The sequence below is a fragment of the Altererythrobacter sp. MTPC7 genome (assembly GCF_042851395.1).
Taxonomy (GTDB): domain Bacteria; phylum Pseudomonadota; class Alphaproteobacteria; order Sphingomonadales; family Sphingomonadaceae; genus CAJXSN01.
The window spans coordinates 1-15,045 of record NZ_BTGS01000019.1; the positions used below are offsets into that span (position 1 = coordinate 1).

Genomic DNA, 15,045 nt, shown 5'->3' on the forward strand with positions numbered 1-15,045 from the left:
CAGCGTCCGCGTACTCGTAGTTCCCATCGCCGAGCAACGCCCACGATCCGCAACGTGGACAATTCGTTTTTCCACCCTCGATTTGCAGGTTAATACGACCTTGCCCACCGATCATTTGAGTGAAATCGAAAACATTTCCGCATTTAGGATTTAAACATCTAGCTGGCGGTCCTGCCAAAGCGCCCTCCATCTTCGCAATTGGAGAACCGTGCGCGAGCACGCGCCGAGAGTCGAGTCGGATCAACGGCTTATCCAGTGTGTTTGCAATCTATACAATCACCATTGGAAAGGCGTGCCCGCTTCGGCGAGCGAGGGTGCAGCGGCATCCTTGGCCGACAGCACGGCATCTTCGCGCGCAATGCCCCAATCGATGGCAAGGTCGGGATCGTCGAAGCGGATCGTGCCGTCGCATTCGGGGGCGTAGAAATCGGAGCATTTGTACAATAGTTCGGTGTCCGGCTGCAACGCGGCGAAGCCGTGGAGGAAGCCGGCCGGGATGAAGAGCTGGCGGCAGTTCTCCGCCGACAATTCGACCACGACATGCTGGCCGAACGTACGCGAGTCTTTGCGGAAATCGACGGCGACATCGCGCACCGCGCTGCTGGCGACCCGCACCAGCTTCGCCTGTGCGTGCGGCGGGCTCTGGTAATGGAGGCCGCGCACCGTCCCTGCCTCGCGGCTGAGCGAATGGTTGTCCTGCATGAAATCGCACGTGATCCCCGCATCGGCGAGGGCGCGCTTCGAATATTACTCGCTGAACCAGCCGCGGTCGTCTCCGAACCGGCGCGGGGTCAAGATAAGGCAGCCGGAAAGGGCAGTTTGATCGACCTGCCTGTTGCCAGTATCCTTGGAAATGCGCCGAAAAAGGCGCGGAAATTTGATCGCGCGGCCTAGACCCTATTGCGGGAGAATTTGCAAGCTGGGTGCGCCTGCAGCGCTACCTGTTTGCGCGGCGGCGTTCCAGACCGTCGACGACTGCATCGATTTCGGCCTCGCTGCGATCGTCGAAGCGCTGGATCAAGGCCGGGATGACCGCGAGGCTGTCGTCCACGAAGGCGTATCCGTTGAAGCTGGCCGGGATTTCGCCCAGCTGCTCGGGCAGATCGAGGCCCGGCGGGTGCCCTTCGCCCTGCGGACCGACGATCACGATCCGTGTGCCATGTGCCTCGAGGCGGGCGATCATGCGACAGGGCCAGCCCCAGTACGCCCACTGGCGGTCGAGCGGTACGATGATCGTGCTGTTCCGGCAGCTTTGCGGAACATGGCCCGTCCAGCCGAATGCCACATAATCGCGTGAACACGCCTCGGCCTCCGCGCGGGTGAAGGCCCATGCGTCCGGCAGGAGTTGCCGGATTCGCGCGACGGGCCCTGCAGAGCCGTAGAAAGCATCGCCTCGCGGGCCGGTGTCCCGTCCCGCCCCCTTGATTGTAGCGGCCAGCAGGTCGGCCTCACCCGCGTCCTCGCTCCTGAAACGGTAAAGCAGCCCGGCCCTGCCGGATGCCGCCATCGCTTCCTCGACCGCGGGCACCATGCCCGTACCTTTGCCGCGAAAAGGATAGGTCGACCCGCCATCGGCGGTATAGCCGTGGCCGATATCGAGAGCCTTCAGCTCACCCAGCATGAAATTCCGCGTGTCTCCGCTGCCGTCCGTGCGGCAATCGACGGTGTCGTCGCCGAACACGGCCAGCCTTCCGTCGCGGGTCCGCGCGACATCGATTTCCACCAGATGCGCGCTGAGGTTAGCCGCCCGCTCGATGGAGGGAACCGTGTTCTCGAGGTAATCGTGGACCGGCTCTTCGATCAGGGCGGCGGTGCAGCTGTCGCCCACGCGTCCGGTGCCGGCGACATGCTGGTGGATCCCGCCATGCGCGATCAGCTTGACCGCGCCTTTCGGCTCCGGCGCCAGCCAGCTGGCATTGAGCAGGGTCAGACCGAGCAATGCAACGGCGAGCACGCCGCCGATGCGGATGGCCCAGCGTTTCATGCGCCTCCGTCACCCTGCGACAGCAGCGCGCGGGCGCGGCGGCAATCCTCGTCCATCTGGGCGATCAGGTCGTCCAGCGAATCGAACTTCGCCTCGCCGCGCAGGAAATGGTGGAAGGCGACTTCGATCTCCTGTCCGTAGAGATCGCCGGAAAAATCGAAGAAATGCGGCTCCAGCAATTCCTTCGGAGGTTCGAATTGCGGGCGCACGCCGATATTCGCCGCGCCCTTCAGCAACTCGCCCGTGGCCAGGATGCGCCCGGTCACCGCGTATATGCCGTAGCGCGGACGCAGATAGCTCTCGATATCGAGATTGGCGGTGGGATAGCCGATCTCGCGCCCCCGCTTGTCGCCATGCTGGACGATGCCGCGAATGGCGAAGGGGCGGGTCAGCAGGTCGGTCGCGGTCTCGCAGTCGCCCTGCCTGAGCGCTTCGCGGATGCGGCTGGAGGATACCGGCGCTTCGCCCTGTTCGACGGGGGCTACGGTCCGGCTGGCGAGGGCGGGATGGGCGGCCAGAAGGTCGACATTCCCCGCCGCGCCCTTGCCGAAGGTGAAGTCCTCGCCCGTGACCACGCCGTGCGCGCCCAGCCGCTCCACCAGGATTTCGGCAATGAAATCTTCCGCGCTGGTCCCGGAGAGCTCCGCATCGAAATGGAAAACCAGCATCGCGGAGGCGCCGGCCGCAATGTAGAGTTCCTGCCGCTGTTCCAGCGTGGTCAGGCGGAAGGGCGGCGTATCGGGCTTGAAAAAACGCACCGGATGGGGGTCGAAGGTCGCGACGATGGCAGGCCGCCCCTCTGCGCGGGCCCATTCGATCGCTTCGCCCGCGACCTGCTGGTGTCCACGATGAAACCCGTCGAAATTGCCGAGCGCGATGATCGCACCTCGCAAGGGGCCGGGCACCGGTTCACGGTGGTCCAGCCACCTCATGCCGCGTCCTGCGCCCGGCAGCGATAGGTCAGGAAGGAGAAAGCAGGCAGGTCGCCGTCCGCTTCCCGGTCATCCCGCGCGGTCAGTTCCCAGCTTGCACCGAGCGGCTTCATGAACGTGTCGCCCGCAAAATCGGCGTGGATCTGGGTCAGCTCGATCCGGTCCGCACGGGGGCGGAAGACGTCGTATACGGCCGAACCGCCCACGATGGCGATGTCGGTATCGGGATCGTCCTCCCGCGCGGCGGCGAGCGCGGCCGGTACCGATCGCACGATCTGCGCGCCCTCGGCCTCGAAGCTGTCGCGCCGGGTCAGGACGATATGCCTGCGCCCCGGCAGGATGCCCGGCAGGCTTTCAAAGGTCTTGCGGCCCATGATCATCGGCTTGCCCAGCGTCAGTGCCTTGAACCGCTTCAGATCTTCGGGGATGTGCCACGGCAGTTTGCCGCCCTTGCCGATCGTACCGTTGGCGGCACGCGCATAGATCAGGAATATCTCGCCCATCAGTCGAATTTCAGCGTGGTGGTATGGCCCATCTTGCGCCCGTCAAGCGCCCTTGCCTTGCCATAGAGATGGAGCTGGGTGGCAGGGTCCGAGAGCGATGCATGCGCCGTCTTCGCGTCCTTGCCCACGATGTTGTGCATGACCATCGCCGGCGCGACGGTTCGCGTGTCGCCCAGCGGCAGGCCGAGTATGGCCCGGACATGGTTCTGGAACTGGCTGGTGACAGCACCTTCGATGGTCCAGTGCCCGGAATTGTGCACGCGCGGAGCCATTTCGTTGAACACCGGACCCTGCGCCGTGGCGAAGAATTCCAGCGTCAGCACACCGACATAGCCGAGCGCGTCGGCAACCTGCCGCGACAGGTCGCGCGCCTCGTCCACCTGCGCGGCCACGATTGCCGGCGCGGGGAGGACGGACCTGGCGAGCATTCCATCCTCATGGATATTGTGCGTGCTGTCCCAGAACACGATCTCGCCGCCGCGTCCGCGCGCCAGGATGACCGAGAATTCGGCATCGAACTCGACCAGCCCTTCGTAGATTGCGGGCCCGGCGGGTAGCGATACGCCATCGACCTCGTGTGCGGAACGGATGCGCCATTGCCCCTTGCCGTCATACCCGTCGCCCCGGGTCTTGAGGATACCGGGCGCGCCGATCCGCTCCACCGCGGAGGCGAGGTCGGCGCGGTTGTCGACCGGAGCGTATGGCGCAGCGCGGCCGCCCAGGCCCTCTACGAACCGCTTTTCATTGAGCCGGTCCTGCGCCGTTTCCAGCGCGCGGGGATGGGGGGCCAGCAGGTCGCCAAGCTGCGAGATCGCATCGACCGGGACATTCTCGAACTCCCATGTCACCACGTCGCAATTCTGCGCGAAGGCAGCCATGGCGGCGCGGTCGTCCCATGCGTTCTGGAACGTATCGGCGCATACGTCGGCGGCAACGATCTCTTTTTCCGGACTGTAGGTGATGCAGCGATAGCCCATCTGCGCGGCGGCCATGGCCATCATCCGGCCCAGCTGTCCGCCGCCCAGAATGCCGATCGTGCTGCCGGGTGCCAGCGGTTTCGTCTTCTTCATCGCTCGGATCAGTCCACCGGGTGGTCGGCAACGGCATCGCTGCGCTTCGCACGCCATGCCTTGAGCCTGCCCGCAAGGGCGGTATCGCTGGTGCCCAGGATACTCGCGGCGAGCAGGCCTGCATTGGTCGCGCCAGCCTCGCCGATGGCCAGCGTGCCTGTCGGTACGCCTGCCGGCATCTGGACGATGGAAAGCAGGCTATCCATGCCCGAGAGGGCCTTGGACTGGACGGGTACGCCCAGCACCGGGAGATGGGTCATCGCGGCGATCATGCCGGGCAGGTGCGCAGCGCCGCCCGCGCCCGCGATGATGACCTTGATGCCTTCATCTTCCGCATTCCGGGCGAAATCGACCATGCGGCCGGGTGTGCGGTGGGCGCTGACGATCCGCGCCTCGTGCGCGACGCCCAGTTCCTCGAGCACTTTTGCAGCGCATTGCATGGTCGGCCAGTCGGACTGACTGCCCATGACGATGGCGACGTCGATCGCGCTGCCTTTGCCGCCTCCGTCCTTCCCGTTCTCCCCCGCGGCCATCTCAGCGATCCTTCAGGTAATAGCGTTCGCCCGGCGTCATCGCGTCGTCGAATTCGTAGACGATCGGCTGGCCGGTCGGGATTTCGAGCCCCGTGATATCCTCGTCGGAAATGTTCGACAGGTGCTTCACCAGCGCGCGCAGGGAATTGCCGTGGGCGGAGACGATGACCGGGCCGCCGTCCTTCAGGGCGGGAACGACCGCTTCCTCGTAATAGGGAAGGACGCGCTCGATCGTCATCTTCAGGCTTTCGGCGGATGGCACGTCGATGCCAGCGTAGCGCGGATCGGCCGACAGGTCGAATTCGCTGCCGTCTTCCATGTCCGGCGGGGGCACGTCGAAGCTGCGGCGCCAGATATGGACCTGCTCGTCACCGTGACGGTCGCGCGTTTCCTGCTTGTCGAGGCCGGTCAGGCCCCCATAGTGCCGTTCGTTCAGGCGCCAGTCCTTCGTTTCCGGAATCCACAGCCGGTCGCAGGCTTCCAGTGCGAGATGCAGCGTCCGGATCGCGCGCGTCTGGAAGCTGGTGAAGGCTCGCACAGGCAGCATGTCGGGATGACGGGCAAGCAATTCGCCGGCGGCGCGTGCCTCGGCGATGCCTTTTTCCGTCAGGCCGACATCCCACCAGCCGGTGAACCGGTTGGCGAGGTTCCATTCGCTCTGTCCGTGGCGAACGAGAATCAGCGTGGGCATTCAGGTCTCCGATCTGGCAGGCAGGGGCCGCATCGCCGGGCAGCGGGCGGCACGATGATGTCCGGGCGCCGCGTTAACCGCCACTGCCCTCCTTTGGAAGGGCTTCCGATGCTTCGTCCCTCTGGCCCATTTCGCGTGCCTGCGCCTTGCGGCGCCTCAGATTCTCCCGCAGCTTTGCCGCGAGACGCTCTTCCCTGCTGGCTGACGAGGCATTGTCGGTCATGGCGTGACCTTGCCAAGACGAACGCCCGCGCTCAAGCTTTGCTTGACTTGTCGGCCACATCCGACAATAGGCGCGCCTGCCTGGCAAACAGGTACTCGGCGCCGCGGTAGCTCAGTGGTAGAGCGCACCCTTGGTAAGGGTGAGGCCGAGAGTTCAATTCTCTCTCGTGGCACCATTTCCCCCATCCCCCCCCTCCCCTTCGTGTCGCCTCGCGAATCGCGCGGCTGCCGATATTCAGGCCGTTACCGGCGGCCTGTATCCTTTCAGGAGCAGCCTTCGTCGAAGGGCGCTTGAAAAGCCGCTGCGCCCGATTCAGAAGATGGCCCCATGACACAGGGCGGAACCAATGGCGCGGGGGCACCGGGCACGCAGGACCCGGCGGAACCGGAACGGACAGGCGATTCACTTGAAGAGCCGCTTACCCGGCTTCACCCGAATCACGAGAAAGCGATGCGCGTTCAGGGCGCAGGCATCGCGCTGCCTTTCCTGATCGGCGCAGGCGTGCTCGATTTCGTCTTGCCCGTGCCGACGGGCGTCATTTTCGGACCGGTTTTCATCCTGGCCATACTCTTGGTGCTGCGAATCCCGCACCGCCGTTTTGCCGCGCGCGGGTTTTCCATGTCCGGCGACCGACTGCGCGTCGTTCGCGGACTGCTGTTCCGGTCCGATACCGTCGTGCCGTTCGGCAGAGTGCAGCATATCGATGTCGATCGCGGGCCGCTCGAGCGCTTCTACGACCTTGCGACGCTGACCCTTCACACGGCTGGTAGTCACAATGCCTCGGTCCACCTGCCCGGCCTGAAACACGATGATGCCCTGTCCATGCGCGAGGAAATCCGTGCTAAGATCAAGCGCGATTCGGCGTGACGGACGCCCTGCCTGACCGCGCGGTAGAAGGCGAACCGGACGTACAGCGCACAGACCCCCTGTCGGTGGTGGTCAAGGCCATCGTCCTCTTGCCGCAACTCGTCCTGCCGCTCGGTGCGGCGGCCTATTCCATTGGCGGCGACCTGGACGGCGGCGAGGTGGGTATCGATATCGGCAGCGGGATCGGCTGGCTCCTCATGCTGCTGGCGGCGGTGATCGCTGCCAATCTGGCGGTCACCTACCTGCAATGGCGCCGGTTCACCTACCGCGTCGGGGAGGCCGACATCCGGGTTGAAAGCGGCATCCTGTCGCGCGCCGCGCGCTCGGTTCCCTATGACCGTATCCAGGATGTCAGCCTGGAGCAGAAATTCGTCGCCCGCCTTCTGGGTCTGGTCGAGGTTCGCTTCGAAACGGGGGCCGGGGGGAAGGACGAACTGACGCTGGCCTATCTTTCGCAAGCTGACGGCGAGGCGCTGCGCGAAGTGGTGAGGGAAAGGCGCGACGATGCGCAGGGCGAAGGCACGCCTGCGCAGGAGAAAACCGTGTCCCCGGAAGCGGAGGGCGAGGCCATCTTCACCATGGGGCCGAGGCGGCTGGCCACATTCGGCCTGTTCGAATTTTCGCTGGCGGCGGTCGCGGTACTTGCCGCGGCGGTGCAGCAGGCCGACTTCCTGCTGCCGTTCGACCTGTGGTCGGAGGATTTCTGGGGCGACGTCCTTGCCGGGCCCGGAAGGCAGCTCGCATCCCTCGGGCTGGTCGCGCAAATTACAGGCGTGGTTCTCGTCATCGGCACGCTGCTGGTCGTGGGGCTGGCGACCGGTCTCGTGCGCACATTCTTGCGTGACTGGGATTTCCGGCTGGACCGCACTGCCAAGGGATTTCGCCGTCGGCGCGGGCTGCTGACCCGGACCGATGTCGTCATGCCGGCCCACCGCGTCCAGGCCCTGCGCCTGACGACCGGTGTGGTGCGCCGCAGGTTCGGCTGGCGCGGCCTGAAATTCGTGAGCCTCGCGCAGGATTCCGGAGATGCCAGCCATGTCGTCGCGCCTTTTGCAAAGGATGCGGAACTGCTGCCGATCGCAGCGGCAGCGGGGTTCTCCCCGCCGGGTGACGACTTGCGCTGGGCGAGGGCGAGCGGAGGTTTCCGGATCGTCAGCGCGATTGTCGAAGGCGGCACGTTCCTGCTGATCGCGCTGGGAATCGAAGTGGCGCTGGCGGTGTCCGGCGTGGACCTGATTCCGAATCAGAAGCTTGTCGGCCTCCTACCGCTTGCCGCTGCGGCCGTGGTGGTCCTGTGGCAATATCTGCTCTGGCGAGCGGAACGGCACGCCATCAGCGAAGAGCAGGTCTTCATCCGCACCGGGTTCTTCTCACCCGAATTGTCCATCGGGAACCGGGTGAAGCTGCAATCGGCGGAAATTTCGCAAGGGCCGGTCGCCCGCTGGATGGGCTTTTCCACGCTGCATCTCGGTCTCGCAGGGGGCAAGCTGTCCGTGCCCGGAATGCCGGTTGATCGGGCCCGTAAATGGCGCAGCGCGGTGTTGGACAGCATGGCGACGCGGGACTTCTCCCGCTTGCTCTGACCCCTTGGCGTGCAGCGCCGCGCTAGCTCAGGCTCTAAGGTCGGACCAGTCCGGGTTCTCGTCGAACTTGCGTGCGACATAGGAACATTGCGGGACGATCTTGAAGCCTTTCTCGCGGGCATCCGACACCAGCTGGTCCACCAGCCGGGCAGCAACGCCGCGGCCGCCGATTTCCGACGGTACCACGGTGTGCGTGGCAATGCGCACATCGTCCTGCCGGATCGCTTCCTTCGGTTCCCATTCGAGGAAGCCGCTCTGGTCGCTGTCGGCGAGATGCGCGACATAGCGGCCACCCTGCCCCTGCACTTCGTGCGTGATGGTGAGTTTCAGTTCGTCTTGCGTGGTTTGCATGGTTTGCGTGGTCATCGCGGACGTCTCCTTCTTGCAACCAACACAGGCCGGGCTAAGGGCGTTCCTGCATGACACGTTTTCTTTCCGACAACGCCGCCAGCGTGCATCCCGCCGTTTGGGACGCCCTGAAATCCGCCGATAGCGTGCAGTCGCCCTATGACGGTGACGACCTGTCGCAGCGGCTGGACGAGGCATTCGGGGCGCTGTTCGGACGCGAAGTCGCCGTCCTGTGGGTGGCGACCGGCACGGCGGCCAACTGCCTCGCCCTGTCGGCCATGGTCCCCCCGCACGGAGCGGTCGTGTGTCACCGGGAAGCGCATATCGAGATGGACGAGGGCGGGGCGCCCGGCTTCTTCCTCCATGGTGCCAAGCTGTTGCTGGCGGACGGGGAGGGCGCGCGCATAACGCCGGATGCCATTCGCGCCGTCATCGACCCGATCCGGGACGATGTGCACCAGGTCCAGCCGCACGCGATTTCCGTCACGCAGGCGAACGAATACGGGCGATGCTATCGCCCGACCGAACTCGCGGCCATCGGCGCTCTGGCGAAGGAGCGCGGGCTCGGTTTCCATGTCGACGGGGCACGCTTCGCCAATGCCGTCGCGCATCTCGGCTGCGCGCCGATCGAGGCGGTCGGTCCGGCGCAGGCGCTCAGCTTCGGCTGCGTGAAGAATGGCGGCATGAATGCAGAGGCGATCGTGTTCTTCGATCCTGCGCTGGCCGACCTCGTGCGGTATCGCCGCAAGCGGTCGGGCCATTTGCAATCGAAGGGCCGATTCCTTGCCGCGCAATTGCTGGCCATGGTCGAAGGCGATGTGTGGCTGGACAATGCCCGCCGCGCGAACGCTGCCGCTTCCGCCATCGTCGCCGGAGCCGCGGACCGCCTGCTGCATCCGGTAGAGGCGAACGAAGTGTTCATGCGCCTGTCTGCGCCCGAACGGGAAGCCCTGAGGAAACAGGGATACCACTTCTACGACTGGGGCTCGGATGCCGCCCGCTTCGTCGCCAGCTGGGACAGCGATCCGGCTGCGGCAGAGGCGCTGGGCAAGGCGATCGCTGCGCTGTGAGCCCCGACCAGTCCGACATGCTGAGCTGGCGGGTCATCGTCCCGTTCCTGCTGACCGGCACGATCTGGGGGTCCACCTGGTTCGTCATCACCGGCCAGATCGACGGGGTTCCGGCGGCGTGGTCGGTATTCTACCGTTTCGCGCTGGCGACCCCGGCCCTGTTCATCGTGGCGGCGTTGATGAAGCGCCGGCTTCGCCTGACCGGGCCGGAACAGCGGCTGGCGATGATCGTCGGCCTGTTCCAGTTCAGCGGCAATTTCCTGTTCGTCTATCACGCGGAGCTTTACGTCACCTCCGGCATCGTGGCGATGATGTTCGGCCTGCTGATGGTGCCCAATGCCCTGTTTGCACGGGTCTTCCTGGGCGAGAAGGCGCGCGGTTCCTTCTGGGCCGGCAGCGCCATCGCCATTGTCGGGGTTTCGCTGCTGCTGCTGCACGAATGGCGTGCCAATCCCGACGCGGGCGTTATCGGCGGCAACGTGTCGCTCGGCATCGTGCTGGCGGCTCTGGGCATCCTTGCCGCCTCGCTCGCCAATGTCGTGCAGGCCAACCCGGTCGGTCGCGGCGTGCCGATGGTCAGCCTGCTGGCATGGGCGATGCTCTACGGCACGCTTTTCGACCTCGGTTTCGCCGTGCTGACCGCCGGGCCGCCGCCCGTGCCGACGTCTGCCGGATATTGGGGCGGCATCGTCTACCTCGCGCTGATCGGGTCGGTCGTGACCTTCCCGCTGCATTACAATCTGGTCCGCGAAATCGGCGCGGGGCGCACGGCCTATAACTCGATCCTGACGATTTCCGTCGCGATGGCGATTTCCACCCTGTTCGAGGAATATCGCTGGACCGCCCTGACGCTGGGCGGGATGGGGCTGGCGGTGCTCGGCATGATCCTGGCGCTGCGCGCACGGCGCCAGAAATCGGTGCAGGTCCAGCAGAGCGCGCAAATGCGTGTCCGGCCCGAAGAGGCCGGCGAAGGGTAGGCCGCTCCCGAAACCTAGAGCAGGCTGCGCAGACCCTCGCGGTAGGTCGGATATTTCGGTCGCCAGCCCAGCACCCGCTTCGCCTTGCCATTGGCGACGCGGCGGTTCTCCGAATAGAAGCCGCGCGCCATCTCGCTTAGCCCGGCCTGCTCCACGGTCTGCAGGGGCGGCGGGGAAACGGCCAGCAGGCGGCACGCTTCCTCGGTCACGGCATTCCCGCTGGCCGGCAAATCGTCCCCGAGATTGTAGGCGCCCGGCGGCGCATCGCTTTCGACTGCCGCGACAACGCCCGACGCGATATCCTCGACATGCACGCGGCTGAAGACTTGGCCGGGAAGGTCGATCCGCCGTGCCTTGCCGCTTTGCACCCGGTCCAGCGCACTGCGCCCGGGACCGTAGATTCCCGGCAGGCGGAACACCCGTGCACCGAGCTCGATCCAGAGCGCGTCGGCATCGTTCCTCGCATCGCGTCGTCCAATTCCGGCGGGCGAGTTTTCGTCGACCCATGCCCCCTGCTGGTCGCCATAGACCCCGGTCGAGGACAGGTATCCGTACCATGCGGTCGGAAACTCGCGCCCGTAAGTATCGAGCACCGGGTCGAGCCCGCTTTCCCTGTCGGGCGGAACCGAGGACAACACATGGCTCGACTGCGCCAGCGCCTCCATCACGGCCTGCCGGTCGCCGAACGCGATCTCTCCTTCGCTGCCGGTGGCGACGACGTGCCAGCCGCGCTGTTCCAGCGCCGCCCTGATGCGCTTTGCCGAATAGCCGAGGCCGAAAATGAACATTTGCTTCATCGGGCGGTTCTACCCATCACACAGACCTCTCGAACAGAAAGTACCCTACACCCCATGGACATCGCCCGCACCCCTTCGACCGCCGACGGAAATCCGCAACTCGCCGATGCCCCGCCCGAGCCGAAGGAGCCGGCCATTATCCGGCGCGAGGATTACGCGCCCTTCGCGTGGCTGGTTCCGGAAGTGCACCTGGATTTCGATCTCGGGCTGGAGACGACGAAAGTCACCGCGACCCTGAAGGTCCAGCGCAATCCCGCCGCTGATCCCTCGCCGACGATCCGGCTGAATGGTGACGGGCTGGAACTGGAATCGCTGGCCTGCGACGGCGGCGAATGTTCCAGCTGGTCGATGGATGGCGGCGACCTCTTGGTGTCGCTGGAAGGCGATTCGCACGAACTGACGATCACGACGGTCCTGAACCCGTCGGCCAATACCGCGCTGATGGGGCTGTTCGCATCGAACGGTATGCTGTGCACGCAGTGCGAGGCGGAAGGGTTCCGCCGCATCACCTTCTTCCCGGACCGGCCCGATGTCCTCTCCAGCTATACGGTGCGGATGGAGGGATCGCAGGAAGCGTTCCCGGTCCTGCTCGCCAATGGCAACGAGGTCGAATCGGACGAGGTGGGCGAGGATCGCCATTACGCCGTCTGGCAGGATCCCTGGCTCAAGCCGTCCTATCTCTTTGCGCTCGTCGCGGGCGATCTGGTTGCGCGCAAGGACCGTTTCACCACCATGGGCGGGCGCGACGTGGAACTCGCCGTATGGGTCCGCGAGGGCGACGAGGGGCGCACCCATCACGCCATGGAATCGCTCAAGACATCCATGAAGTGGGATGAGGAAACCTTCGGCCGGGAATATGATCTCGACATCTACAACATCGTCGCGGTCAGCGATTTCAACATGGGCGCGATGGAGAACAAGGGGCTGAACGTCTTCAACACGAAATACGTGCTGGCTGACCGCGACACCGCGACGGACGGCGATTTCGACGCGGTCGAAGGCGTTATCGCGCACGAATACTTCCATAACTGGTCCGGCAACCGCGTGACCTGCCGCGACTGGTTCCAGCTCAGCCTGAAGGAAGGCTTCACCGTGCTGCGCGACCAGTTGTTCAGCCAGGACATGCAGGGCGAAGCGGTCAAGCGGATCGAGGATGTCCGCGTCCTGCGCGGTGTGCAGTTCCCGGAAGACAGCGGCCCGCTGGCCCATCCGATCCGGCCCGATTCCTACCGCGAGATCAGCAATTTCTACACCGCGACCGTCTATAACAAGGGGGCCGAGGTCATTCGGATGATGCGGGTCATGGCGGGCGAGAAGGCGTTCCGCGAGGCCTGCGACCTGTATTTCGAACGGCATGACGGGGAAGCCGCGACCTGCGAGGATTTCATCACCGCGATGGAAGACGGCACCGGGCTGGACCTGACGCAGTTCCGCCTGTGGTACAGCCAGGCCGGGACGCCGAAGGTCGACGTGGTGATGACCCATGACGGGGATACGGCCGCGCTGAGGCTGCGGCAGGACGTGCCTGCAACACCGGGCCAGCCGGCCAAGATGCCCATGCCGATCCCGCTGAAGATCGCCCTCCTCGACCGCGAGACGGGACAGCACGATGGCGAGCGACTGGTCGTGCTCGACACCGCAGAGAAGACGCTTCAGTTCGAAGGGTTTGCGAAGCCTCCGGTCCTGTCGGTCAATCGCGGCTTCACCGCGCCCGTCGCGATCGAGCGCGTGGTCGACCAGGGCGACCTCGTTTTCCTCGCCCGACACGACGATGACAGCTTCGCCCGCTACGAAGCGATGCAGGAACTGGTCGTCGGCGAATTGCTGGCGGCTGTCGACGGGGACGGAGACCGGGCTGCGGGGCGGGAGGCCGTGGCGAAGGCGCTGGGCACGATCCTGACCGACGAAACGCTGGACGATTCGATGCGCGGGGAATTGATGCTGCTACCCAGCCAGACCTATCTCGCCGAACAGATGCTGGTGGCCCAGCCCGGCGCCATCCACCGCGAGCGCGAGGCGCTGAAGGCCTATTTGGGCGATGCGCTGGGGGACGAACTCCATGACCTCTACGATCGGGTGGAGGCGGTCCCCTATGCCATGACGCCGGAGGGCCGCGGCGCGCGCAAGGTGAAGACGCAGGTGCTTGTCTATGCAGCGGCGAGCGATCCCGCGAAAGCTGCGGAGCTGGCCGCGGCCCAATACAATTCCGCGGACAATATGACCGACCGGCAGGGCGCGCTGATGGTGCTCGCCGGACTGGAGGGGATCGAGCGCACCGATGCGCTGATGGACTTCTACAACCGCTATAAGGGCAACGAACTGGTCATCGACAAGTGGTTTGCGATGCAGGCAAGCTCGCTCCATCCGTCGGTCATCGCGCATGTGAAGGCGTTGGCCGACCATCCCGATTTCACCATGAAGAACCCCAACCGTGTGCGGTCCCTGTTCATGGCCTTTGCCGGGAACCCGCACGGCTTCCACGCCGAGAGCGGGGAGGGATACACCATGATCGCGGACACGATCCTCGAACTCGATGCCATCAATCCGCAGACGGCCGCGCGCTTCGTTTCGCCGCTCGGTCGCTGGCGCAGGATGGAGCCGGGCCGGGCGGCCCTGATGCGGCAGCAGCTGGAGCGTATTGCCGGCGCCGATGCGCTGTCGCGCGATACCTATGAACAGGTTAGCCGCAGCCTTGGCTGAGGTGCGGCCGATCCGCGCGCGCGTGCTGGAGGGCGTGCCCCATGGATTCCTGACGCGCGAGGGCGGCGTATCCACCGGAACCGTATCGGGCCTGCAATTCGGCGTCGGTGCGGGGGATGACCCCGGGGCGGTTGCCGAGAACAGGCGGCGCGGGATCGAGGCGGTCCTGCCCGGTGCCATGCTCGCCATGCCGTACCAGGTGCATTCGCCCGATGCCGTTATCCTCGACCGCGCGGTGGAAGGTGACGAACGCCCGCCTGCGGACGCCCTCGTCACCGCAACCCCCGGCTTGCTTGTGGGAGTGGTAACGGCCGATTGCGCGCCTGTCCTGCTGGCCGACCGGCAGGCAGGCGTGGTCGCTGCCGTCCATGCCGGATGGCGAGGCGCGGCAGGCGGGGTCATCGATTCGGCCGTTGCAAAAATGCTGGAGCTCGGTGCGGAATCCAAGGACATCTTCGCCGCGATCGGTCCCGCGATCGCGCAGGCGAATTACGAGGTCGGACCGGAAATGCGCGACGCTTTCTTGCCCGAGGACGAGGCGTTTTTCGCGCAAGGGCGGGGTGACCGCCTGCACTTCGACCTAGAGGGTTACGTAGCGTCGCGGCTGCGACAGGCCGGCGTGACCCGGGTGGAGGCGCTCGGCCTCGATACCTATGGCGATGCCGGGCGGTTCTATTCCTTTCGCCGTTCCACCCATACGGGCGAAGCCGACTACGGGCGACAGGCCGCATTGATCGGCCTGCCCTGACTGGTGCAGGATAGCCACC

General features: G+C 65.4%; 15 protein-coding genes, 1 tRNA gene and 1 pseudogene. 7 read left to right on the forward strand and 10 right to left on the reverse strand.

Translation table 11 applies throughout. The annotated features are described in order from the left end of the window. Window positions 1-276: 276 nt before the first annotated feature. The 8 genes and pseudogenes from rfbC to ACGHJ7_RS13550 all read right to left on the reverse strand — a co-directional run. Window positions 277-735 (reverse strand): annotated as a pseudogene (gene rfbC, locus ACGHJ7_RS13515) (dTDP-4-dehydrorhamnose 3,5-epimerase); the annotation flags it as partial. A 202-nt stretch (window positions 736-937) separates the two neighbouring features. Further along, complete coding sequence (locus ACGHJ7_RS13520) at window positions 938-1,984, reverse strand: glycerophosphodiester phosphodiesterase family protein (RefSeq protein ID WP_390478704.1); 1,047 nt, start codon at window positions 1,982-1,984, stop codon at window positions 938-940. Beyond that, on the reverse strand, window positions 1,981-2,916 hold the full coding sequence (locus tag ACGHJ7_RS13525) for a bifunctional riboflavin kinase/FAD synthetase (protein WP_390478707.1): 936 nt from the start codon (window positions 2,914-2,916) through the stop codon (window positions 1,981-1,983). The genes ACGHJ7_RS13520 and ACGHJ7_RS13525 overlap by 4 nt, the downstream gene beginning before the upstream one ends. Beyond that, window positions 2,913-3,419 carry a dihydrofolate reductase gene (locus ACGHJ7_RS13530; protein WP_390478710.1) on the reverse strand — a complete coding sequence of 169 codons (507 nt, stop codon included), beginning with the start codon at window positions 3,417-3,419 and terminating at the stop codon, window positions 2,913-2,915. The genes ACGHJ7_RS13525 and ACGHJ7_RS13530 overlap by 4 nt, the downstream gene beginning before the upstream one ends. Continuing rightward, window positions 3,419-4,489 carry a 5-(carboxyamino)imidazole ribonucleotide synthase gene (locus ACGHJ7_RS13535; protein ID WP_390478713.1) on the reverse strand — a complete coding sequence of 357 codons (1,071 nt, stop codon included), beginning with the start codon at window positions 4,487-4,489 and terminating at the stop codon, window positions 3,419-3,421. Before ACGHJ7_RS13535 ends, ACGHJ7_RS13530 begins: the two co-directional genes overlap by 1 nt. 8 nt (window positions 4,490-4,497) lie before the next feature. After that, window positions 4,498-5,022 (reverse strand): 5-(carboxyamino)imidazole ribonucleotide mutase, encoded by a 525-nt coding sequence (gene purE / locus ACGHJ7_RS13540; RefSeq protein ID WP_390478716.1) that lies wholly within the window; start codon window positions 5,020-5,022, stop codon window positions 4,498-4,500. 1 nt (window position 5,023) lies between these two features. Continuing rightward, entirely contained in the window at window positions 5,024-5,713 is a 690-nt protein-coding gene (gene gpmA / locus ACGHJ7_RS13545) for a 2,3-diphosphoglycerate-dependent phosphoglycerate mutase (protein ID WP_390478718.1), read from the reverse strand. Between the two features lie 73 nt (window positions 5,714-5,786). Next, window positions 5,787-5,936 carry a hypothetical protein gene (locus ACGHJ7_RS13550; RefSeq protein ID WP_390478721.1) on the reverse strand — a complete coding sequence of 50 codons (150 nt, stop codon included), beginning with the start codon at window positions 5,934-5,936 and terminating at the stop codon, window positions 5,787-5,789. Window positions 5,937-6,036: 100 nt separating this feature from the next. Here ACGHJ7_RS13550 and ACGHJ7_RS13555 point away from each other — a divergent pair. The 3 genes from ACGHJ7_RS13555 to ACGHJ7_RS13565 all read left to right on the forward strand — a co-directional run bounded on the left by ACGHJ7_RS13555 (window position 6,037) and on the right by ACGHJ7_RS13565 (window position 8,386). Continuing rightward, window positions 6,037-6,111: transfer RNA gene (locus tag ACGHJ7_RS13555), tRNA-Thr, on the forward strand. A 152-nt stretch (window positions 6,112-6,263) separates the two neighbouring features. Continuing rightward, window positions 6,264-6,803 carry a PH domain-containing protein gene (locus ACGHJ7_RS13560; RefSeq protein ID WP_390478722.1) on the forward strand — a complete coding sequence of 180 codons (540 nt, stop codon included), beginning with the start codon at window positions 6,264-6,266 and terminating at the stop codon, window positions 6,801-6,803. Beyond that, window positions 6,800-8,386 carry a PH domain-containing protein gene (locus ACGHJ7_RS13565; RefSeq protein WP_390478725.1) on the forward strand — a complete coding sequence of 529 codons (1,587 nt, stop codon included), beginning with the start codon at window positions 6,800-6,802 and terminating at the stop codon, window positions 8,384-8,386. Before ACGHJ7_RS13560 ends, ACGHJ7_RS13565 begins: the two co-directional genes overlap by 4 nt. A 27-nt stretch (window positions 8,387-8,413) precedes the next feature. On the opposite strand, the gene ACGHJ7_RS13570 is transcribed toward ACGHJ7_RS13565, so the two are convergent. Then, the gene (locus ACGHJ7_RS13570) at window positions 8,414-8,752 is read right to left on the reverse strand and encodes a GNAT family N-acetyltransferase (protein ID WP_390478728.1); all 339 of its coding nucleotides are present in this window, start codon (window positions 8,750-8,752) and stop codon (window positions 8,414-8,416) included. Between the two features lie 53 nt (window positions 8,753-8,805). On the opposite strand from ACGHJ7_RS13570, the gene ACGHJ7_RS13575 reads away from it, so the two are divergent. Both ACGHJ7_RS13575 and ACGHJ7_RS13580 read left to right on the forward strand, forming a co-directional pair. Beyond that, window positions 8,806-9,804 carry a threonine aldolase family protein gene (locus ACGHJ7_RS13575; RefSeq protein ID WP_390478730.1) on the forward strand — a complete coding sequence of 333 codons (999 nt, stop codon included), beginning with the start codon at window positions 8,806-8,808 and terminating at the stop codon, window positions 9,802-9,804. A gap of 17 nt (window positions 9,805-9,821) precedes the next feature. Beyond that, window positions 9,822-10,781: a DMT family transporter gene (locus ACGHJ7_RS13580; RefSeq protein ID WP_390478798.1), complete on the forward strand. Its 960-nt coding sequence runs from the start codon at window positions 9,822-9,824 to the stop codon at window positions 10,779-10,781. Between the two features lie 14 nt (window positions 10,782-10,795). Here ACGHJ7_RS13580 and ACGHJ7_RS13585 read toward each other — a convergent pair whose 3' ends face one another. Next, the gene (locus ACGHJ7_RS13585) at window positions 10,796-11,578 is read right to left on the reverse strand and encodes an SDR family NAD(P)-dependent oxidoreductase (protein ID WP_390478733.1); all 783 of its coding nucleotides are present in this window, start codon (window positions 11,576-11,578) and stop codon (window positions 10,796-10,798) included. A gap of 54 nt (window positions 11,579-11,632) precedes the next feature. Between ACGHJ7_RS13585 and pepN the strand changes: the two genes are divergently transcribed. Continuing rightward, window positions 11,633-14,278: an aminopeptidase N gene (gene pepN, locus ACGHJ7_RS13590; RefSeq protein WP_390478735.1), complete on the forward strand. Its 2,646-nt coding sequence runs from the start codon at window positions 11,633-11,635 to the stop codon at window positions 14,276-14,278. Then, window positions 14,250-15,026, forward strand: a complete 777-nt coding sequence (pgeF, locus tag ACGHJ7_RS13595) for a peptidoglycan editing factor PgeF (protein WP_390478737.1) — start codon at window positions 14,250-14,252, stop codon at window positions 15,024-15,026. Before pepN ends, pgeF begins: the two co-directional genes overlap by 29 nt. The last annotated feature ends 19 nt before the right edge of the window (window positions 15,027-15,045 follow it).